This window comes from Undibacterium sp. GW821-FHT11H02, assembly GCF_058808015.1.
On sequence record NZ_JBXARG010000006.1, the window covers coordinates 184,128 to 205,710 of the forward strand.

General features: G+C 44.4%; 16 protein-coding genes and 3 tRNA genes. 12 read left to right on the forward strand and 7 right to left on the reverse strand.

Annotation, left to right across the window (positions count from 1 at the left end):
• Positions 1-62 precede the first annotated feature (62 nt).
• Positions 63-1,001 (forward strand): patatin-like phospholipase family protein, encoded by a 939-nt coding sequence (locus AC1RR2_RS08635; protein ID WP_493221847.1) that lies wholly within the window; start codon positions 63-65, stop codon positions 999-1,001.
• Here AC1RR2_RS08635 and AC1RR2_RS08640 read toward each other — a convergent pair whose 3' ends face one another.
• The 3 genes from AC1RR2_RS08640 to AC1RR2_RS08650 form a co-directional block, all read right to left on the reverse strand.
• The gene (locus AC1RR2_RS08640; protein ID WP_493221848.1) at positions 1,002-1,520 is read right to left on the reverse strand and encodes a C40 family peptidase; all 519 of its coding nucleotides are present in this window, start codon (positions 1,518-1,520) and stop codon (positions 1,002-1,004) included.
• Between the two features lie 244 nt (positions 1,521-1,764).
• Positions 1,765-3,006 carry a polyhydroxyalkanoate depolymerase gene (locus tag AC1RR2_RS08645; RefSeq protein ID WP_493221849.1) on the reverse strand — a complete coding sequence of 414 codons (1,242 nt, stop codon included), beginning with the start codon at positions 3,004-3,006 and terminating at the stop codon, positions 1,765-1,767.
• 237 nt (positions 3,007-3,243) lie between these two features.
• Positions 3,244-4,248, reverse strand: a complete 1,005-nt coding sequence (locus AC1RR2_RS08650; RefSeq protein ID WP_493221850.1) for a response regulator — start codon at positions 4,246-4,248, stop codon at positions 3,244-3,246.
• A gap of 517 nt (positions 4,249-4,765) precedes the next feature.
• On the opposite strand from AC1RR2_RS08650, the gene AC1RR2_RS08655 reads away from it, so the two are divergent.
• Positions 4,766-9,058, forward strand: coding sequence for a response regulator (locus AC1RR2_RS08655; protein ID WP_493221851.1), 4,293 nt, complete (start codon positions 4,766-4,768; stop codon positions 9,056-9,058).
• A 68-nt stretch (positions 9,059-9,126) separates the two neighbouring features.
• Positions 9,127-10,254 carry a response regulator gene (locus tag AC1RR2_RS08660; RefSeq protein ID WP_493221852.1) on the forward strand — a complete coding sequence of 376 codons (1,128 nt, stop codon included), beginning with the start codon at positions 9,127-9,129 and terminating at the stop codon, positions 10,252-10,254.
• Between the two features lie 86 nt (positions 10,255-10,340).
• Here the strand turns inward: AC1RR2_RS08660 and AC1RR2_RS08665 are convergent, their stop codons facing one another.
• Both AC1RR2_RS08665 and fdxA read right to left on the reverse strand, forming a co-directional pair.
• The gene (locus AC1RR2_RS08665) at positions 10,341-11,411 is read right to left on the reverse strand and encodes an NAD(P)/FAD-dependent oxidoreductase (protein ID WP_493221853.1); all 1,071 of its coding nucleotides are present in this window, start codon (positions 11,409-11,411) and stop codon (positions 10,341-10,343) included.
• Between the two features lie 82 nt (positions 11,412-11,493).
• Positions 11,494-11,817 (reverse strand): ferredoxin FdxA, encoded by a 324-nt coding sequence (gene fdxA, locus AC1RR2_RS08670; protein ID WP_422995243.1) that lies wholly within the window; start codon positions 11,815-11,817, stop codon positions 11,494-11,496.
• A 262-nt stretch (positions 11,818-12,079) separates the two neighbouring features.
• Between fdxA and AC1RR2_RS08675 the strand changes: the two genes are divergently transcribed.
• Positions 12,080-13,069, forward strand: coding sequence for a 2-hydroxyacid dehydrogenase (locus tag AC1RR2_RS08675; protein ID WP_493221854.1), 990 nt, complete (start codon positions 12,080-12,082; stop codon positions 13,067-13,069).
• Between the two features lie 81 nt (positions 13,070-13,150).
• Here AC1RR2_RS08675 and AC1RR2_RS08680 read toward each other — a convergent pair whose 3' ends face one another.
• Entirely contained in the window at positions 13,151-13,405 is a 255-nt protein-coding gene (locus tag AC1RR2_RS08680; protein ID WP_186942862.1) for an acyl-CoA-binding protein, read from the reverse strand.
• Positions 13,406-13,817: 412 nt separating this feature from the next.
• Complete coding sequence (locus AC1RR2_RS08685) at positions 13,818-14,519, reverse strand: UPF0149 family protein (RefSeq protein WP_493221855.1); 702 nt, start codon at positions 14,517-14,519, stop codon at positions 13,818-13,820.
• A 125-nt stretch (positions 14,520-14,644) separates the two neighbouring features.
• Between AC1RR2_RS08685 and AC1RR2_RS08690 the strand changes: the two genes are divergently transcribed.
• The 8 genes from AC1RR2_RS08690 (at position 14,645) to AC1RR2_RS08725 (ending at position 21,583) form a co-directional block, all read left to right on the forward strand.
• Positions 14,645-15,709, forward strand: coding sequence for a serine/threonine protein kinase (locus AC1RR2_RS08690; RefSeq protein WP_493221856.1), 1,065 nt, complete (start codon positions 14,645-14,647; stop codon positions 15,707-15,709).
• 93 nt (positions 15,710-15,802) lie between these two features.
• Complete coding sequence (gene rpiA / locus AC1RR2_RS08695; RefSeq protein WP_493221857.1) at positions 15,803-16,474, forward strand: ribose-5-phosphate isomerase RpiA; 672 nt, start codon at positions 15,803-15,805, stop codon at positions 16,472-16,474.
• A 27-nt stretch (positions 16,475-16,501) separates the two neighbouring features.
• Entirely contained in the window at positions 16,502-17,053 is a 552-nt protein-coding gene (locus AC1RR2_RS08700) for a DUF1415 domain-containing protein (protein ID WP_493221858.1), read from the forward strand.
• A gap of 606 nt (positions 17,054-17,659) precedes the next feature.
• The gene (locus tag AC1RR2_RS08705; protein WP_493221859.1) at positions 17,660-18,910 is read left to right on the forward strand and encodes an aspartate kinase; all 1,251 of its coding nucleotides are present in this window, start codon (positions 17,660-17,662) and stop codon (positions 18,908-18,910) included.
• Between the two features lie 113 nt (positions 18,911-19,023).
• Positions 19,024-19,115, forward strand: a tRNA-Ser gene (locus AC1RR2_RS08710).
• Between the two features lie 167 nt (positions 19,116-19,282).
• On the forward strand, positions 19,283-21,166 hold the full coding sequence (locus tag AC1RR2_RS08715) for a potassium transporter Kup (RefSeq protein WP_493221860.1): 1,884 nt from the start codon (positions 19,283-19,285) through the stop codon (positions 21,164-21,166).
• Between the two features lie 83 nt (positions 21,167-21,249).
• Positions 21,250-21,326, forward strand: a tRNA-Arg gene (locus AC1RR2_RS08720).
• 183 nt (positions 21,327-21,509) lie between these two features.
• Positions 21,510-21,583, forward strand: a tRNA-Arg gene (locus AC1RR2_RS08725).

The window sequence follows — 21,583 nt, forward strand, 5'->3', positions numbered from 1 at the left end:
GACGATGTTTGTTTTGGAAACGATCACCCAATATTTCTCACATTAAAAATACTATGGTTTGCATGTCTATATCTGGTCTACGGGCGTCTTTTGTCTTCGCGCTTTGCGTGACGATACTCGGTGGCTGTGCTAGCTCTTCGTCTTCTATTTCGCCAGCAAAAATAGCGGTCAAAACAGACTTACCATTGACGCCTGTACAAAAGACTTTGCGCCCGGTCCGTATCGGCTTGGCTTTGGGCGGTGGGGCTGCACGTGGCTTTGCTCATATCGGTGTTATTAAGGTACTGGAAGCGCAGGGAATCTTGCCTGACGTGGTGGTGGGGACGAGCGCGGGTAGTGTGGTTGGTGCGATGTATGCGGCTGGGAATAACGGTTTCGCGTTGCAGAAGATGGCATTGGAGATGGATGAAGCGACGATTTCGGATTGGTCTTTGCCTTTTTTCTCTAAAAGTAGTGGCGTATTAAAAGGTGAGGCATTGCAGGGTTATGTGAACCGTATGGTGAATCAGGTATCGATAGAGAAATTAAAGAAACCGTTCGGCGCGGTGGCGACTGATTTAAATACTGGTATGCCGATACTATTTCAACGTGGGAATACTGGTTTGGCGGTGCGGGCCTCGTCGGCGGTGCCTGGTGTGTTTCAACCAGTCAAGATCAATGATCGATTTTATGTGGATGGCGGATTGGTCTCGCCCGTGCCGGTGCGTTTTGCACGTGAAATGGGTGCTGATATCGTGATTGCGGTGAACATTTCTTCTTCACCTGAGGCTCAGAATTCGTCTAGCTCGCTTGAAGTTTTGATGCAGACTTTTACCATAATGGGCCAAAGCTTGAATCAGTTTGAATTGAAGAATGCGGATGTCGTGATTAAGCCGGATTTGCCGGGTATGAAGGGCAACGACTTTAACGGACGTAATCTGGCTATTTTGGCGGGTGAACGTGCAGCCAATGCGGTGATCGTTGAGCTAAAGGAAAAGATTCGGGCGTTTCAAGAGAAGTAATTATTTTTTGACTTCATCTTCGTTGATGCGACGCGCACCATTGAAACGCTTTTTCCAGTAACTGACGTTCATACTTTCTATACGCACTTTGCCACCGGCAGAAGGTGAATGAATAAATTTGTTGTCGCCCAGATAAATCCCAACATGGGAAAAACTCTTTTTCAGCGTGTTATAAAATACTAGGTCGCCAGGTTTTAAGTCTTTGGGTTCAACTTTATCGCCCTTATTGCTGATTTCTTTGGCGGTTCTTGGGAGTTCTGTTTCACTCGAGGTTTTGAAAACTAGCCTGACAAAACCACTACAATCGAGACCATTTTCTGGGGAGCTGCCACCACGCTTGTATTTAATGCCGAGCAGACTCATTGCGTTAATCGTTAAATCTGAGGTCTTGTCCCTTAAGTCTTTGAGGGCTGTGAGTGCTTTATTAGGCGTTTCGGTTGCGGTGTCATCATTTGCAAAGCTGTTGCCTGCGATTAGACTGAGCACAAAAAATACTTTGAGAAGTCTATTTTTTTTCATAGGCGTTTTGCAAGAATTAAAAGAAAACGGGGTTTGACACGATCACCAGATTTTATAGCAGTAGTTACTTTGAACCTTGCTTGATCGCGCTGGAAAGGGATGGAGTATAGCTCACTTTAAATTTAAAGTAAGCTATAGGTGTAATTTCCATGAGGAAATGGGTTGTTTGAAATTAAAATGAGGAAAGCGGAGATATTCTCGCTTTCCTCATTTCTTATTTGAAACTTAAGCTTGCCGTGTCCGATTAAGCGTGCTTTTCTATGAAATCGATGACCTTAGGGCAGACCATGTCACGCCATTTTCGACCTGAAAATATGCCATAGTGACCGCAGCCCGGTGCTACAAAGTCTTGTTTCATTGAATCGGGAATGTTGTAGCAGATGTCGTGTGCGGCCTGAGTTTGACCTGCACCCGAAATATCATCCAATTCACCCTCTACGGTGAACAAGGCGACGGTTTTGATATCCTGTGGCTTGACTAATTTGCCTTCAACTTCCCACGTACCTTTCGGTAAGCGGAATTCCTGGAATACCGTCTTAATAGTTTCTAAATAATACTCAGCAGGCAAATCTAATACGGCATTGTATTCGTCATAAAATTTTCTGTGCTGTTCAGCAGACTCATCGTCGCCTTGTACCAGATGCTGGTAGAAATCCCAATGACTCTGCGCGTGACGATCTGGATTCATTGCAACGAAACCAGTGTGTTGCAAGAAGCCTGGATACACTTTACGACCAAAGCCAGGGTAGTTGGCAGGTACGTTGTAGATGACGGAATTTTCAAACCATGAGAATTTCTTCTCGGTCGCTAGCGTATTAACTTGAGTTGGTGATTTACGAGGGTCGATAGGGCCGCCCATCATAGTCATCGTCTTCGGTAATGCAGGGTCGTTCTCGCTAGCCATTAATGAGATCGCAGCCAGTACAGGAACCGTTGGTTGGCATACAGAAATTACATGCAATTCTGGGCCAAGATGACGGATAAACTCTTGCACATAGTAGATGTAGTCGTGCAAATGGAATGGGCCGGCGGAAAGCGGCACCATTCGTGCGTCTATCCAATCGGTGATATAGACATCGTAATGGGGTAAGAGACTTTTTACAGTGTCACGCAAGAGTGTCGCGTGGTGACCGGAAAGCGGGGCGACAATTAAAACCTTGCGTTGTTGGCTGATTTTTGTATCACGCTTACTGCTAGTGAGATTTTTTTTAAAATTAATCAGTTTGCAGAAAGGCTTTAATAATGCATTTTCTTCCAAGATCTCAATAGTTTGATCACCAATCTGGGTCGAAGTAATTTTGAATTCTGGTTTTTCGTAATCTTTGCCCAGTCGATAAACTAACTCGTATGCCGCTGCGATTCTTTGCGAATAAGGCGTGTAAGCCAATGGAGAAATTGGGTTGGCAAACATTTTAGATGAAGCTTCAGCCCATTTGGTCAGAGGCGTCAAAAATGATCGGTTTAGTTCATGAAGTTGATAAAGCATGGGGCATTTTCCAAGTTGTTGACGGAATTGCTGCGAACTACCTTGCCTTCGTGAAGCTCGGTAAATATCGAATCAGTTCTAGTATAACGCTAAATTATTGCAGTGCGTCATAAATATATTCTCTGCGGTAATCTTTACCTTCACTGCACGAGTAATCGGATCGGTTTGATTTGGAAAGGCGTGATAAATAACCAATGAAATTGTACGAATATTCGGGTAAATCGCTCGAGTTAATATCTAAATGGTATTTAAAAGGGTGTTCGCCTGATCAAAATCATAATTCTCAATGGCATTTTGAAATTTTGTAAAATCATGATGATTAAATAGGCTTAGAAATTGTGATTGATTTCTTGCGAAATAATTTACCGCCTCGGGATTGCTGTCTTGCAACAGTTCGGCAAGCGTTTTGCAAATCTCATCCAAAGGTCGTGTGTCGATACTGATATTGTTCTCAGCGGATGTCGTATCGAGTCTGTTGGCGGCAAAGAAATCATCTAATTCTTCCAGAATCAATTGCAATTCATTTGCCAATTGTTCTAGGTGAGACCCAGGATCTTGCGTCGCTTCGATTTGCAGGCATAGTCTGGCGATTGGGAACGCGCCTATGGTTGCGCCAATTCCCTTTAAAGTGTGAATTAGTCGTTGAAAATCTTCGTCGAAAATCCCAGTTAATTGCGCCTTTTTGATCTGCGCTAAGGAATCTTTTTGTGAGCTTGCAAATCGGCGCAATAGTTGCAGCAAGAGGGCTTGATTGTTGGCGACCGAACGCAATCCGGTACGGGTATCTAAGTGCTTGAATTGAAGTGGCAGCTCGCTAGTTGCGACAATCGTTTTTGCTGTTGGCAGATTTGGCGCTTGATTCAACCAATGGTGAATGCTTCTATTTAATTCTTCAGGATCGAACGGTTTGATCAAATAATCTTGCATGCCATTCGTTAGACACCGGTCCCGGGTGCCGGCTTCCTCATGCGCTGTCAGCGCTATGATAGGCATGGTCGGATATAGCGTGCTCTGGCGTATTTTCAGGGTCGCTTGGTATCCATCCATCACGGGCATTTCCAGATCCATCAAGATTAATTGAAAAAAATCCGGAGTATGTTGTTCGAGCAAGTGTAAGACTTCCAGTCCGTTGTTCGCTGCCAAAACTAAAAAGCCTGCTTCGCTTAATAGATCGACGATGAGCTCTTGATTGAACTCGTTGTCTTCGGCAAGCAAAATACGAATTTGTTTTTCTGAGTGCATGAATGGGTGAAATTAGTTAAGTCAAATGGATATCTTTGTTCTCGAATCGGTCTTGCACAAGCGTGTATGGGGGCGCCAAATTGGCCGCTTAGCTTGTTTGATTCTAGTGTATTTATTGGACAAGGTGTTCAATGTGTGCCGACCTGTTGACGTTGTTAGAGCAAAAATTTTGGACCGGCGCCTTCGTTGTTTGAGATATTTCAATTTTTACAGATCAATTCGCTTCTGTCAGAGTGATCGCGAGATTTTGTCCTAACTCTTGTGGCGGGTCTAAAATTAATCACTAAAGGAGGGCGCAGTACCGAAGTCAAAGAAAAAATGATGTTTTAAGCGTTTGGTGTTGTTAATTTGCAATTGATTGTTGTATGTGTTTCTTATGGTAAAAATATTCTTTCTTGGATATCGTCTGCAAATACATTTATCGCCTCAATCGGGATAGAATCAAGGCCTGTTTTCACAGGCAAAGAGGCGTCCCCTCAGATTCATTTTTTTGGATTGGTATGAGATGTAACAATTTATGAGTGGATTACCCATCAATATGCAAATAAGCTGGATTGAACAGTCTTTAGACGGACTTGATACCTTGAGAGACTCCATCTCGGATGGTTGTGCAATGGCAGCAAGGATCAAACGCGAGGGGATAGCGGCAAATGACGAAATTTTGATGGCAAGTGCTGAGATTATCTTGGCGTTTGCGGATTATTTCGAAAATAGACTCCCACAAGCCATCAGTGCTTTTGAGAAGTTGTCAAAATTCTTTTGTACTCATGCGGAAATGCGAGGTGCTTTTTTCGCCGAAACGGGTCGGGTCATCGTACTTCGCAAAATGGGTGACGTGCAAACCGCGTGCGAGCTTTGCGAAGCCAAACTTATCCCTGCCGCACAAAGTATGCCATCACGATTATCGATCCTGGCTTGGAATATTTATGCGATTTTGTCTCAAGAACGAGGTGAAACCGAACAGTCAATTCGATACTTCTATCGCGCCTTAGATGAGTCTCGCCGCATCAATTCCGCCAGCAGAATTGCGCAAATAACTGCCAACTTGGGCGAAGTTTTGTATGTTACTGGGAATGCGGTTGCTGCCGAAGAGTTATTGCAAGTGGCACGTGATGTGGCCCCCACCTCTACAGAAAAATGGCTTATGCCATTTAGTTCTACCATGCTAGCGCTATGCAAAATAGCTTTAGGCAAATTTGATGAAGCTTATGATGCAATTGCGCCTTATTTGGAAAATGATGGGGCGGCAGCGACAAATACCAATTCTTATTGCGCCTTTTATCTGTCGGTTGCCGCTTTTACCTTAGCAATGCGTGGTGAATTAGATCAAGCTTTACGCTTAAGCCAAAAGGCACAGACCTTCGTAGATTTGATCGAAGACCCTCATTTGAAGCCCTATGTTTGGTGGGTAAGTGGCTATTTATATCGCAAGTCTGGCCAACATGAACTCGCCATTGTTGAACTTAATAAAGCAATTCAAAAAGTGGGTGATAGTGGCTATATACATTTGCCGCTACGCGCAATCAATGAACTTTCAGAAATTTATGCAGAATTAGGTCGCTGGCAAGATGCCTATTTCGAGCAGAAGCGACATCAATCCCTGTTAGTCCGTGCGCAAGAACGTGCCAATAAAATTCAAATTGAAAATTTAAAAATACGTAACGAATTTAAAGAGGCTGAGCAAGACAGACGCATGAATGAGCGTATGAGCAAAGAACGTAAATCCTTAGATGATGAGCTGCAACGCATGCTGACTGAGCGTGAAACGATTTTGGAAAATTCTATCGTAGGTATGATTTTTCTTAATAGTATGGGGCGTGTGCAGTGGGTTAATACGCCACTTTGTCAGATATTTGGGGTTGAGCGAGATAATGTATTGGGCGCCTCTTTAGAGCCATTTTATGAGTCACGTGAAAGCTATCTGGAGTGCGGTGCAGCAGTCAGTCAGGCTGTGTTGCGCGGAGAAGCATTTGAAACTGAACTCAAAATGCGCCGTAGCGATGGTTCGGTGTTTTGGGTGCATTTTTCGGGGCGGGCAGTCAATAAGAATGATCTCTCGTACGGCACCGTTTGGGTAGTTATGGATATCTCAGCTCGTCGTCAGTTGGAAGACGATCTACATAAGTCTGAGTATAACTACCGCTTGCTGATTAATAATGTGACCGAGGGAATTATTGTTGTGCAAAATGCGCGAATCGCATTTGCCAATCGCTTGATTCAGACTTTGAGCGGATACACACATGAAGAGTTGATTGGTATGCCGTTCACGGAATCGATCTACCCTGAGGATGTGCCTGTTGTGGTTGATCGGCACACGCGTCGACTACGTGGAGAGGTCGTTGAACAATACTACCAAATTCGCTTACAACACAGAATCACCAAAACACTAATTTGGGTAGAGATCTCCTCGGTTTTGATCGAGTGGGAAGCTCAGCCGGCGACATTGTCGTTTGTCTCTGATCTGACTCAGCGGAAATTGCTCGAGTCACAGCTCAAAGAGAGTATGGATGAGCAAATGCGTTTGCAGACCTTGCAAATGCAAAATGAATTGAAAGTGTCTGAGTTGGCACGCCGTCATGCGGAAGAAACTACCGAGGCAAAATCTTTGTTTCTGGCGAATATGAGTCATGAAATTCGTACGCCTATGAACGCCATTATTGGTATGGCCCATCTAGCCTTGAAAACCGATCTTACCGTTAAACAAAAAGATTACGTCGAAAAAATTCATAAAGCAGGCATGTCTTTAATGGGAATCATTAACGATATTTTGGATTTTTCTAAGATCGAGGCGGGCAAATTAGATATTGAAGAAGTGGAGTTCGACCTCGATGAAGTCTTCAATAGTGTCGCGGTAGTTACCAGCGAAAAGGCAGAGCAAAAAGGGCTTGAATACTTGTTTGATATTGGTGAAGCGGTACCGCGGCGTTTAAAGGGCGATCCCTTAAGAATCGGTCAGGTGCTGATTAACTTAGTCAATAACGCAATAAAATTTACGGAAGAAGGCGAAGTTTGTTTGCGTTGCGAAGTATTGGTAAGACAAGGCAATCAAGTACTCATGCAATTTGTAGTGCGCGATACTGGATTGGGTATGAGCGAGGCACAGTCCGCCAAATTGTTTATGCCATTTAGTCAAGGTGATGAGTCAACCACCAGAAAATTTGGAGGTACCGGTTTAGGCTTGTCAATTTCCAAAGGCATGGTTGATCTCATGGGCGGCGAAATATCTTTGCAAAGCGTTTTGGGACAAGGAACGACGGTGACGTTTCAATTGCCATTGATTGACTTGCCGACTGAACAGAAACAAATTAATCGTGAGTTATTTGATCAATTGTCCGTGTTGATCGTGGACGATCATGCGTTCGCCGCTAAGTTACTCTCAGATAAATTATCGGTGTATGGTATTGGCTGTGATTTGGTTGGTTCTGGCAGGGATGCATTGAGACTATTGTTGGATCGAGATCAGACCTTGCAGGGACAATACAATGCAATTTTTGTTGATCTGCATATGCCATACATGGACGGCACAGAGCTGATAACTCTAATTCGTCACGCGAATTTACAGGAAATTCCTAAAATTGCATTGGTCGGTGCAAGCGCAAGAGAAAATCTCAATTATCGGGAAGACTCATCGATGATCGATGCCTATCTCGATAAACCCTTTAATACCTCCAATGTGTTCGATTGTTTGGTGAACATGTTTTCTTATCATACGCACAGCAGTGTGGCACATGCCGCAAATGGCGTATTTAAATGTAAGGGCTTGCGTGTTCTATTGGTCGAGGATAATTTAATTAACCAACAAATTGCCCGGGAATTATTAGAAGCAGCCGAGATTGAAGTAGATTTGGCAGCAAACGGCAGGATTGCAGTTGAGCGCTTGCATGAAAAAGGTCCTGATTATTATGGCATGGTTTTTATGGATGTTCAGATGCCGGAAATGGATGGACATGAGGCGACCAGATTGATACGTAGCAGCGATATTTTTTCGGATTTGCCGATTATTGCGATGACAGCGCATGCCTTACTCATCGAGAGGGAGCGTTGTTTTGCTTCCGGTATGAATGCCCATTTGGCAAAGCCGATTAATCCCGGAGAACTCTATCAGGCGGTGGCGGAATGGTGTAGAGAATTTGTGGTGGGAACTGTCGATACGGTTGAAAGTGATGTCACGCCAGTTGAGGAAGTCGCTTTGTTTATTCCTGGTGTAGATACACAGTTGGGTTTGAGCAGGACTATGGGGGATAGACAACTTTACTTTAAGTTGTTGAAGCTATTTGTACAGGATCAACGCGATGCATTAAGCGGAATTCGGCTAGCCTTAAGTCAGCAAGATACAAAGAGTGCTGAGCGTATTGCACATACTCTAAAAGGCGTGGCTGGATTGATAGGCGCTCAGGTCCAGCTAGCTGCTGCGCAGTTGGAGGCGTCGATAGAAGCAGGGATACCTGTCAATCAATTTGAGAGCCAGCTAAGTTCGACTGAGACTGAGCTCCGCCTCTGCATCGCTGCAATAGAAGATTGCTTGGCGAGTGAATACACCATGCCGCCAAGCGAGACGGAAGACGCGGGCGTGAAGAGCTTGCAATCGAATGAGCAAGTGCTCGAAAAATTGAAGCATTGTTACCAGCTAGTGAGCAATTACGATGGCGAAGCATTAGATGTTTTAGCAGGCGCGACCGAAGAATTGAATACCGCATTTGGTGCCGATGTGCAAAAACAAATTATGCGTGCAGCGGCACAGTACGATTTTGATGTGATTATCTCTATCATGAAAGGGAATGCCCATATGAGCGGCCTGGAGCTCGATTAGGTCTCGTACTTTCAGTAAGTTGCAGTGATGGAGCTGCACGTAATTTGGAATTTATTCAAAGGTGATTTATGAATGCAGCAAACGAGCAAGATGCCAAGCAGGTTGTACTAATTGTCGACGACACGCCAGATAATATTACTTTGTTGTCCGCCTTATTAAAGGATATCTATCGCATCAAGATTGCGACAAATGGGGTTAAAGCATTACACATTGCCGCAACGTCCCCAGCTCCAGACTTGATTCTGCTTGATGTGATGATGCCGGAAATGGATGGCTATGAAACCTGCCGTCGTCTCAAAGAAAATCCGATGACCGATGATATTCCTATCATTTTTTTGACGGCTAAAAGCCAGGTGTCAGACGAGGAAATGGGCTTGAAATTGGGGGCAGTTGACTATATCAGTAAGCCTATCAGCCCGCCTATCGTTTTAGCTCGGGTGGCGACTCAATTGCATTTGGTACGTGCCCGCAATTTATTGCAAGATCAAAATAAGCATCTGGAATCCTTAGTTCAAGATCGCACGCGTAAGCTCGCGAAAATGCAAGACGCGATCATTATGGCAATGGCCTCTTTGGCGGAAACCCGGGATAACGAAACCGGTAATCACATTCGACGCACACAAAATTATGTTGCTGCCTTAGCTCGTCAACTGAAACATTTGCCGCGTTTTTCATCCGAACTAACCGATGAAAATATCGAGCTACTTTATAAATCGGCACCTTTACATGATATTGGCAAAGTGGGAATCCCTGATAATATTTTATTGAAGCCTGGTAAGTTGACTTCGGATGAATTCGAAGTCATGAAACTGCATACCAACTACGGGCGTGAAACGATTTTGTCGGTCGAACGCTATTTGGGCGAGAGTAATGAGTTTCTACGATTTGCACGCGAGATTACTTATTCGCATCAGGAAAAATGGGATGGTTCTGGTTACCCGGAGAATTTGTCTGGGGACGCGATTCCGGTCTCTGCGCGCTTAATGGCGGTGGCTGATGTGTACGACGCCTTAATTTCCAGACGTGTCTATAAACCGGCATTTAGTCATGAAGAGGCGATTGATATTATGCGTAAAGGACGTGGCTCACATTTTGATCCGGACATTTTAGATGTATTTCTAAAGATCAGCGACGAGTTCAAACAAATTGCTATGCGCTACCGAGAGAGCGAAGCGGGAGAAACTGAAATTTATTGAAATTAGACATTAAAAAAGCGCAAAGTAAATTTACTTTGCGCTTTTTTGTTTTGAGTTGAGATCTTGAATCTCGATCAGTATTTAGCTTAGTCAAATACAGGGGATTCAACACCCAGAATCTTATGCAATTTCGGCGAAGTCGTGGTGTATTGCATGTGGATTTTCTTTTCAGGGAAAATATACGGTGCAGCACCGAAGGCAGCTAAAGCAGCTTCATGGAAGCCCGACAAAATCAACTTCTTCTTACCAGGATAAGTATTAATATCACCTACCGCAAAAATACCTGGTACGTTGGTTTCGAACTTCTCTGTATCCATTACCTTCAACTGTTTGCGTTCAATCTCTAAACCCCAATCGGCAATAGGACCGAGTTTTGGCGACAAACCGAAGAACACCAATAAATCATCAAGTGGCAAACGACGCGTTACACCATCCGCACCTGTGACTTTGATTTCGGACAATTTGTCATCCTTGGTTTCTATGCCAGTGACTTGACCGATGATCAATTGCATTTCGTAGTTGTCGCACATTTCTTTCATTTTGGCGACAGAAGCGGGAGCGGCACGGAAGTCATCGCGACGATGCAATACGATTACGGATTCTGCTTTGCCAGCTAATGCCAAGGCCCAGTCTAAAGCTGAGTCACCACCACCGCAGATCACCAGATTGCGACCTTCAAAGCGACTAGGGTCTTTGACACGATAAAAGACTTGTGAACCTTCAAATGCTTCAATGCCTTCCACTTTCAAAGTGCGTGGCTGGAATGAACCTACACCAGCTGCAATGAAAATAGTCTTAGTAATGAACTTGGTGCCCAATGATGTTTCCAGATCAAAGCGACCATCAGCGCGACGTTGCACCAAGGTAACTTCTTGATTCAAATGGAAAGTTGGTTCAAATGGCTCAATTTGCTTGAGCAAATTGTCAGTTAATTCTTGGCCTGTGCATACGGGCACTGCAGGAATGTCATAGATAGGCTTGTCTGGATATAACTCTACGCACTGACCACCCACGACTGGCAGTGAATCAATTACGTGTGCTTTAATTTCGAGTAAGCCAAGTTCAAAAACTTGGAACAGGCCAACCGGACCTGCACCTATGATGACTGCATCGGCTTCAATCACGCCTGACGCTGCTGAGTTTTGTTTGTTGTCCATACGACTTTATATTCTTTAGAAAATTAGGCAAATTGGTTCGATGCAACCGCAATGCTGATCACGCAAAAAACAAGCGAAAAAATTAACGCTCGAGATACTGCAATTTGTCTTTCACATCTTTCCACTCATCAGCATCCGCCAATGGTGTGGTTGTCTTAGTGATTGACGGCCAGCTACGGATTAAATCAGCATTGATTTTGATAAATTGCATCTGATCTTGCGGCACGTCTTCTTCTGCATAGATCGCATTGACCGGACATTCTGCTACGCAGACTGCGCAATCGATGCATTCATCAGGATCAATGACGAGGAAATTCGGACCTGCGCGGAAGCAGTCCACTGGGCAAACATCAACGCAGTCAGTATAACGGCAACGGATGCAGGATTCGGTCACAACGTGGGTCATAACAGGCCTATCAATAAAAAAATCGGGGGTGAAGCGCTACAGGAAAAATCGCTGTAGCTGCAAAGCCTTGTATTTTAAGGCAAATCGCCTTAACTCACAATTGCGGCTTAGATAAAATTAGCATAAGTAAATGTAATATCTGGCAATCAGCCTCGCTCTTGGCGGTGCTTTTTGCTTTGCGTGACAATTGCGGTTGGGTATTATTGACTGACGTATAATTGGCTTCTTCTCTCTTATGTTCTGCCTTTTACAACAAAAATCGATGAAATCTTCAAAGCCAAAACTTCTTGTTGCCCGGGCGATGTTTCCGGATGAGCTTGTTCGTTTGAATGACTATTTCGAGCTTGAGTTAAATCAAGAAGACCGCATTTTTTCGGCAGAAGAGCTGGTAGAGCGTTTGGAAGGTAAATTTGGCATGATTTGTACTTCAAGTGCCAAAATCAATGACGACTTACTGTCAAAACTTCCCAAATTGAAAATTATTTCAACGATAGCAGTTGGTTACGATAACTTTGATTTGCAAGCTTGTACACAACATCAGGTGATGGCAACTAATTCCCCTGATGTGTTGAATGAAACCACCGCAGATTTTGCTTGGGCTTTAATGATGGCGACCGCTCGTCGTGTGACCGAAGCCGAGCTTTTTTTGCGAGCCGGGGAATGGAAAAAGTGGAGTGTAGATTTTTTCGTCGGTGTGGATATTCACGGATCGCGTTTGGGAATTTTGGGAATGGGGCGTATCGGGCAAGCGATTGCCCGTCGCGCTGCAGGTTTTGGTATGGAGGTGATTTACCACAATCGTAGTCGACTTAGTCCTGAACAGGAATTGGCGGCACATCAAGCTCGTTATGTAGATAAAGCAACTTTACTCAGTGAATCCGATCATTTGATTTTGGCTTTGCCGTATTCACCAGCGTCGCATCATTGCATCGGCGCAGCAGAATTAGCGCAAATGAAAGCAAGTGCGACTTTAATCAATATTGCACGTGGTGGCATTGTGGACGATGTTGCCCTAATTCAGGCATTGCGAGATCGAAAGATTGCTGGTGCGGGATTAGATGTATTCGAGAATGAGCCGCAATTTCATCCTGATTTTTTAAGTTTAGAAAACGTCGTATTGACGCCGCATATTGCCAGTGCGTCGGAGCGCACCCGCAGAGCCATGGTGAATCGTGCGATCACAAATGTGATTGCGGCCGCACGAGGTGAAGTGCCACCAGATCTACTAAACCGAGATATTTTTGGACGCTAATTTGGGGAATGCAAGACAAAACAGGCACAAACATTCTTGTTTTGTGCCCGTTCTTGATCGAATTGCCGAGCCTCTAAAAACCTAGTCCTTTAAAGATTCGATCAGATCAATATATTCCTGCATCGCTGCGTCTTTTGAGGTGCCTTTTAATTCGGCCCAAGCGTCGAATTTAGCGCGCGCGACGAAGTCGGTCATGCCCGGACGCTCGCCGCTGGCATCGCCAGTGCTAGCTTGTTTGAAGAGCGCATAAATTTTCAATAAAGTCATATTGTCAGGACGTTCCGGTAAGTTTTTGGAATCAGCCTGAGCTTGATTAAATTGGTCGACGAGGCTCATAAAATCTCCTGATGCGGGAATGGGATGAAAATGGTGGAAGCATTTAAATGCGATTTTCTATAGCATCTGCTATTGATCTGCTTCTGTCTTCTAGCTTAACAGTATTGTCACAGCCTTCCTATAGAAGATTTCCTCAAACTGACAATTGACTTTGTGCGTTACGAATATCTGATTTAAGAAAAAACGCCAGACTTCCCTGCAATGCCGTTTAGTTAAGGCGAATATGAGACCATTTCAGTGAGAAAAAATCGTGAGTTTATCCGAATTGACTTTGTTGCTTTGGATAAAAATGAAAATCCTTCAACGCCGAGGCATTGAAGGGTTTTGAAGCAGAATTAAGCAGCTTGTTTGCTTAACTGAACGGCACTACTGATTTCCCTGGCGCTTTATAAAAGTAGCTACATCAAGCAAATTAATGTAGGGTCGGTTCAGCGCCGCAGCACACTTTGTACTTTTTGCCGCTGCCGCAAGGGCAGGGGTCGTTTCTACCAACTTTGGGCGCATCACGTTTTACCGTGGCGACACCAGATTTACGCAATGGTGCCCAAAAGCGCCTGATTTCCCCTATCGATGCTTCCAGCTTTAAGGCGAGTTGGTGGCATTTTTCTGGCGTATCGACCAGCTTGGTTTCCTCCTCTTCGATCTCTTCTGCACCGAGTAAGTAAATTGGTTCTAACAATGGTGCGATCGTCGGTGATTCCCAGGCGGCTTCCCAGGCCTCTTCGCGTAATTGCATGCCTTCCCAAAAGCCCCAGGCCCAGGTTTCGCCGTCGATTAATTCTTTGCCGTTTTCTTCCATTACGCAAAACAAAGGTTCAAATTCTTGTGGTGCGACTTCAAAGGTGATTTGAATCTCATTCATGAAGCGGGCGATTAAATTCGTAATCCTCTGCATTTCTTTAGGGTTCTTAAATTTGGGCTCCGCTTGATCAGGCAGACCCCATACCAGAGGCAGCCATTCAGTCATGGCGATGACTTCAGGTCCAAGTGCGATCGCTGTTAGATAGCCATGTAGTGCATCCATGGTCATGCCATCATCGCCGACGGCGTCGGACATTAAAAATTTGTCGAGTTCGTTAAATTCTTTGTCGCTGAGGGGTTCATCCAGATGCATGATGCTTGCTCGTCTAAAGGTGGTTTTCAGATGTAATCGGTACGTATTTTGTACGCCGATCTTAATAACAGAAGTGTAGCGCTTTGTTTCTGGTTCGTGGTGAGAAAGCACGTACAATGCGGTCTATGAACTCAAATATTCTAAATCCTGACGATAATGTGCTTAAAAATAAGTCAGAGGGCGATAGAAATCGCCAAACAAATCCGGTCGATTTTTCAAGCCTAAGTCCCGACTGTGTATTCGATGCTATGCATGCGCAGGGATTTCATTGCGATGGCCGGTTATTGGCTTTAAATAGCTATGAAAATCGGGTTTATCAGTTGGGGATGGACGATGCGCTGCCTTTAGTGGTGAAATTTTATCGACCTTTGCGTTGGGGTGATGGACAGATTCGAGAAGAACATCAATTTGTAACGCAACTTGAGGCTGCTGAAATTCCCGTTGTGCCAGCTTTGCTGGATATAAACGGAAATAGTTTGCGTGAATTTGCTGGTTTTCGATTTGCCGTATTTACAAGGCAGGGTGGCCGGGCACCTGAGTTAGATCGAGCTGGCACTTTGGAATGGATAGGACGCTTTTTAGGACGGATTCATGCGGTGGGTGCGCGTGAATCTTATCAATCTCGACCATCAATTAACCAACAGACGTATGGCGAAGCATCGTTGGATTACCTATTGCAACATGATTTTATTCCCTCGGATATTGTGTCTGCCTATGAAGCGACTGCGCGCATGATGTTATCTGCAGTTGGTAATGCGTATGAACAAACTGGCGGCGTACAGAACATACGCTTGCATGGCGATTGTCACATGGGGAATGTCCTGTGGACTGAGTCTGGTGCGCAGCCTAGGCCGCATTTTGTCGACTTCGATGATAGCCGTATGGGACCTGCGATGCAGGATTTGTGGATGTTGTTGTCTGGTTCGCGCCAAGAAATGCAAGAGCAACTATGCGACATCTTGATGGGTTATGAGGACTTTTATAGCTTTAATCTGGCTGAATTGCACTTAATTGAAGCTTTACGTAGCCTGCGTTTGCTGCATTATTCCGCATGGTTGGCCCAGCGTTGGAATGACCCAGCGTTCAAGCAAGCCTTTCCTTGGTTTAATACGCAGCGGTATTGGCAGGATCGCATTTTAGAAATGCGAGAACAGATTGCATTGATGGATGAAGCGCCACTGCGTGTCTGAAAATTGTTGTGAGTAGCTTGGTTTCTCGTCTATTCGCTGGTGTCTATCGTTTACAATGACGCCATTCTGATTATTTTCTTTTATGTGATAGCTATGACACAAGATGAATTAAAACTCGCAGTCGCGCAAGCTGCGATTGCTTATGTAGTTGAAGGCGAAATTGTTGGTGTTGGCACCGGTTCCACCGCCAATTTCTTTATTGATGAGCTGGCTAAGATTAAACACAAAATCAAAGGTGCTGTCGCTTCCTCAGAAGCAACTGCAAGTCGCTTGCGTGCTCATGGCATTGAGGTTTTTGATTTGAATGATGTAAGTTCTATGCCAGTGTATATCGATGGCGCAGATGAAATTACAGCTAGTGGTGCGATGATTAAGGGTGGTGGTGCTGCTTTAACGCGTGAAAAAATCGTCGCTTCAGTTGCCAAATCCTTTGTCTGTATCGCCGACGGGTCTAAATTGGTTGATTTGTTAGGAAAGTTCCCTTTGCCTGTCGAAGTCATCCCTATGGCGCGAGAGTCGGTAATTCGTGCGCTAAATGCGATCGGTGGCGAAGCGAAATTGCGCATGAAAGATGGTGTGGCCTTGTTGACTGATAACGGCAATATCATTGTCGATGTGCATGGCTTGCAAATCGCGGATCCAGTCGCGTTAGAAGCACAGATCAATAATATTGTCGGTGTTGTGACCGTTGGTTTATTTGCAGCACAAGCTGCGAATGTTTGTTTGCTCGGTACAGCGGATGGCGTGAAGATTTTGCAGTTTTAATTTTGCTAGTAATTTAGGAGTAAAAAGATGGTTGATGTACAAATCAAAGATGACGAAGTCATTGCGCAAACAAAGCTGTGGCTGGAAAAGGCTGTTATAGGCTTAAATCTTTGTCCGTTTGCCAAAGGCGTGCATATTAAAGATCAGATTCGTTATTTCGTTAGTCATGCGACGACTCCGGAAGAATTGATCAAAGATTTGATGGCTGAATTAGAAGTGCTGGCGGAAATCAACCCGGACAAAATCGATACCACGTTGTTGATTCATCCTTTTGTGATGCAGGATTTTCTCGACTACAACGATTTTCTGGAAGTGGCTGATGCGACTCTAGAAGAATTGGACCTGGATGGTATTTTGCAAGTGGCGAGTTTCCATCCTCAATATCAGTTTGAAGATGCAGCGCCAGATGATATTGATAATTATACGAATCGTTCACCATTTCCAACGATGCATTTATTGCGCGAAGATAGTATCGATAAAGCGGTTGAAGCCTTTCCCGAGGCTGAGCAAATCTACGAAAAAAATATGCAAACGCTGCGTGCGTTGGGGCATGAGGCTTGGAAGAAGCTTTTTATTTAGTCAAAATCGCTGAATTGAAAGCAGGAGAGGGGCCGTCATGGCCTTCTCTGCTTTTGTCGGTTCTTGAGGAGGAAGTGTTTTGCAGAGTTCGCAAAATAGCCATGTTCTCACTATCAATGCCGCACAAACTAATGTTCATGATGCTTACAGCTGTTAAGTTCCGGGATTTGCCAGCGATTCTTTCCTTATATTGATATTTGTTTTGGTTATGTATGAATTTCTTTTTTTTGAGTGAATGTGAGATCAAATGAAGTTGAAGTGGTGGGAGAATGTCGCTTTGGCGCATAATTTATTTAACACTCTTTTTGCTATTGATTGGATGTAAGTTCGCGCTACTATCATTTAATTGTCGTTAAAATTTAACAACGTTTCGCCTCTGATGCTTGGCTATCTTGATTTTATTTGACCTTGCCTTCCAATTTTTCTTACAGAATAATTGCTAGTTTTTATTGGTTTTTCTAAGAATTCCTATTGGTTCTACTTTTTCTTCACTTTGCGCGCTTAAAAAACAGGTATGCCTGCCTTGTTATTTTGCAGAGCAGCATGTAAAGTCATGCGTTCTTTTTCTCGCTTTACTCCCTTTTTCGTCACTCTTTTTGAAATGTTATGGCTTTAATTGTCCACAAATACGGCGGTACTTCGATGGGGTCTACGGATCGTATCAAAAACGTCGCTAAGCGCGTCGCCAAATGGCATGATGCAGGTTATCAAATCGTAGTTGTGCCGTCTGCGATGTCGGGCGAAACGAATCGAATTATTGGTTTGGCTAAAGAAATTATGGCGGATCCCGATCCGCGCGAACTCGATATGATTGCCGCCACCGGTGAGCAAGTGTCAGTTGGTTTGTTAGCCATTGCTTTGCAAGCCTTGGGTAAGAAAGCAGTTTCTTACGCTGGCTGGCAAGTGCCGATTAAGACGGATTCTTCGTACACTAAGGCGCGCATTGCGTCGATTGATGACGTTAAGGTGAATGCTGATTTGGCTGAGGGCAAAATCGTCATTATTACGGGCTTTCAAGGTGTTGATGAGCTGGGCAATATCACGACCCTGGGTCGCGGTGGTTCAGATACTTCGGCCGTGGCAATTGCTGCTGCACTGAAAGCGCAAGAATGCTTGATTTATACCGACGTTGATGGCGTGTATACGACCGATCCTCGTGTGGTGTCGGAAGCGCGTAAATTGAATACTGTGACCTTTGAAGAAATGTTGGAAATGGCATCGCTGGGTTCCAAAGTTTTGCAGATACGTTCTGTGGAATTTGCAGGCAATTACCGCATGCCGACTCGCGTACTATCATCATTGACTGACCCATTAATGCCTTTAGCCGAAGAGATCGTCTCCGGCACCCTGATTTCGTTTGAGGAAGATACAAATATGGAACAAGCCACTATTACCGGCATCGCTTTTAATCGTGATGAAGCAAAACTCACTGTGTTTGGTGTGCCGGATAAGCCAGGCATTGCTTATCAAATTCTTGGTCCTATTGCCGATGCAAATATTGAAGTCGATATGATTATTCAAAATCAATCGGTTGATGGTAAAACTGATTTCACCTTTACCGTGCCGCGTGGCGACTATAACAAGGCTATGGACGTTTTAAATGCCAGTGTGAAAGAACATATTGGCGCCGGCAATATTATTGGTGATGCTAAGGTGTCGAAGGTATCCGTCGTAGGTGTGGGTATGCGTAGCCACGTCGGTATTGCTTCCCAGATGTTCCGCACTTTATCTGATGAAGGTATCAATATCCAGATGATTTCTACATCTGAAATCAAAATTTCTGTTTTGATTGACGAGAAATATATGGAATTGGCGGTGCGTGCTTTGCACAAAGCATTTGAGTTAGAGGCTGCGTAATTAAGATTTCCATGCGAGATTTTCATGGTAAGTAGTTGACCAAAGATGAACTACCCGCTATGATCACGGTCTCGCTTGTAATGCCTTGCGTAAGCAAAGTGTTGTGAGAGTGTGGAGACGTGGCCGAGTGGCCGAAGGCACTTCCCTGCTAAGGAAGCATCTGGGGTAACCTGGATCGTGAGTTCGAATCTCACCGTCTCCGCCAAAGAATTGGTGCCCGCTTAATGAGAGTTAAGCGGGCATTTTTCTTTTTGGCGCGAGATCTGGCTTACATATAACTTATTTTGCGTGTAGGCTGTCTTTCTTGCGTAAATGCGTCTTGAATTTCGTTTGACCTTCGTCTATTGTGCAATGCACTAATAATAACAAGGAATGCAATTGGCTCACGATCATCAAAAAAGTAGTTTGTCAGCTTTGACTTTAGCTGCTATTGGTATTGTCTATGGCGATATTGGTACTAGCCCACTCTATACCATGCAAGAAGTATTTGATCATAAGCATGGCCTCGCACTGAATCCAGAAAATATACTTGGCATTGTCTCTTTGATTCTTTGGGGGCTGATTTTTATCGTTTCCCTTAAGTATGTGACCTTGGTTTTACGCGCTAATAATCGCGGTGAGGGTGGGATTATGGCGCTTGCTGCACTGACTTTAGAGTCGGTAGGGAGGAGCTCCAAGTTGTATTTTCCCTTGGTAATATTAGGTGTTATCGGCGCCTCTTTGTTCTACGGTGATGGTGTTGTTACGCCCGCGATGACCGTTTTGTCCGCGATTGAAGGGATTAAGGTGGCGACGCCTGCATTGAAGCCTTTTGTTGTTCCAATTACCTTAGTTATTTTGATTGCGCTGTATTCAGTGCAGTCGCGTGGAACTGCAGCCATAGGTAAATTTTTTGGTCCTGTGATGGTGGTTTGGTTTGCTGTTTTGGCCGCAATGGGAATTTATAATATTTTGCGTGTGCCTGCGATTCTGGAGGCATTTAACCCTGTTCATGCTCTTGAATTTTTGTACTTTCATCGCTGGGCTGCATTTATTGCCTTAGGTGCTGTCGTATTGGCTTTTACGGGTTCAGAAGCCTTGTACGCGGATATGGGGCATTTTGGTCCTAAGCCGATTCGTGCCGCTTGGTTTTTAGTTGTTTTTCCAGCTTTGGGTTTAAATTATTTAGGGCAGGGGGCTTTGTTGATGATAGAGCCGACCGCAGTTTCCAATCCATTTTTTAATCAGTTAGGTGACTGGAGTATTTATCCCTTAGTGGTTTTGTCTACAATGGCGGCCGTGATTGCCTCTCAGGCGACTATTTCGGGTGCTTTTTCTATGACTAAGCAGGCGATTTCTCTGGGTTTCTTGCCGCGTATGAAAATTATCCACACCTCATCAAGGGAAATTGGGCAAATTTATATTCCTATGGTGAACTGGTTGCAGTTGGCTGCAGTTGTGGGGGCTGTGGTTGGTTTCGGTTCTGCATCTAATTTGGCATCCGCATACGGTATTGCGAATACCGGAACCATGTTAGTAACCACTATTTTGACCTTTTTTGTGATTCGTTATGGCTGGAAATACAATTTGGCTTTATGTATCGCATCCACTTCATTTTTCTTCTTGATTGATATTTCTTTGTTTTCTTCGAACGCAATGAAGTTCCTCAGTGGTGGCTGGTTCCCTATCGCGCTTGGATTTGGTATTTGCGTGGTAATGTTGACTTGGCGTAGAGGTCGCTCTTTGGTGTTCGATAATTTGAAGAAGCATGCGATTCCTTTGGAGGAGTTTCTCGAATCTCTGTTTGTTTCACCTCCTGTTCGTGTTGAGGGGACCGCAGTTTTTCTGCGTGGTGAGGCGGATGGCGTGCCGCACGCTTTGTTGCATAACTTATCCCATAATAAGATTTTGCATGAGCGCGTTATTTTTATAACTTTACACAACCGTGAAATTCCATGGGTTCCATTTTCAGAGCGAATTAAGGTGACCGACCTGCACAATAACTGTTTCCAGATTGATGTGTACTACGGATTTAAGAATGAACCTGATATCCCTAATGCTTTAGAGCTATGCGCACCTTTTGGTTTGACTTTTGAGCCACTTGATACATCTTATTTTATTTCGCGTCAGACAATTATTTCTAGCCCTGGTAGTGGCATGGCAGCTTGGCGGGAGGGCTTGTTTGTGACTATGTCGAGAAATGCTCGTGATGCCGCTGATTATTACCAAATTCCTAGCAATCGCGTGATTGAAGTTGGTGCGCAGGTTGAGATCTAGGTAGATGAAAAAAATCGTTTAGTGAGGAAACTTTGCGATAGGGCTTATCAATTGAAAATAGCTGTGCTATAATTTTGTTTTTCGCGGCTGTAGCTCAGCTGGATAGAGTACTTGGCTACGAACCAAGGGGTCGTGGGTTCGATTCCTGCCAGCCGCACCAGATTTAAGGGACTAGATGCAAATCTAGTCCCTTTTTTCATTTTTGAAATCACTTTTGATTCACAGTTTTATTTGTGTTTAGTTTGCGATATGGGCAGTGTGCCTTGTAAAACGCTAATTCTTGGTCTTATTGGTCTTTCAAGACTACATAATCGCCGCGCATTCTGTTATAATTCTGTTCTTCGCGGCTGTAGCTCAGCTGGATAGAGTACTTGGCTACGAACCAAGGGGTCGTGGGTTCGATTCCTGCCAGCCGCA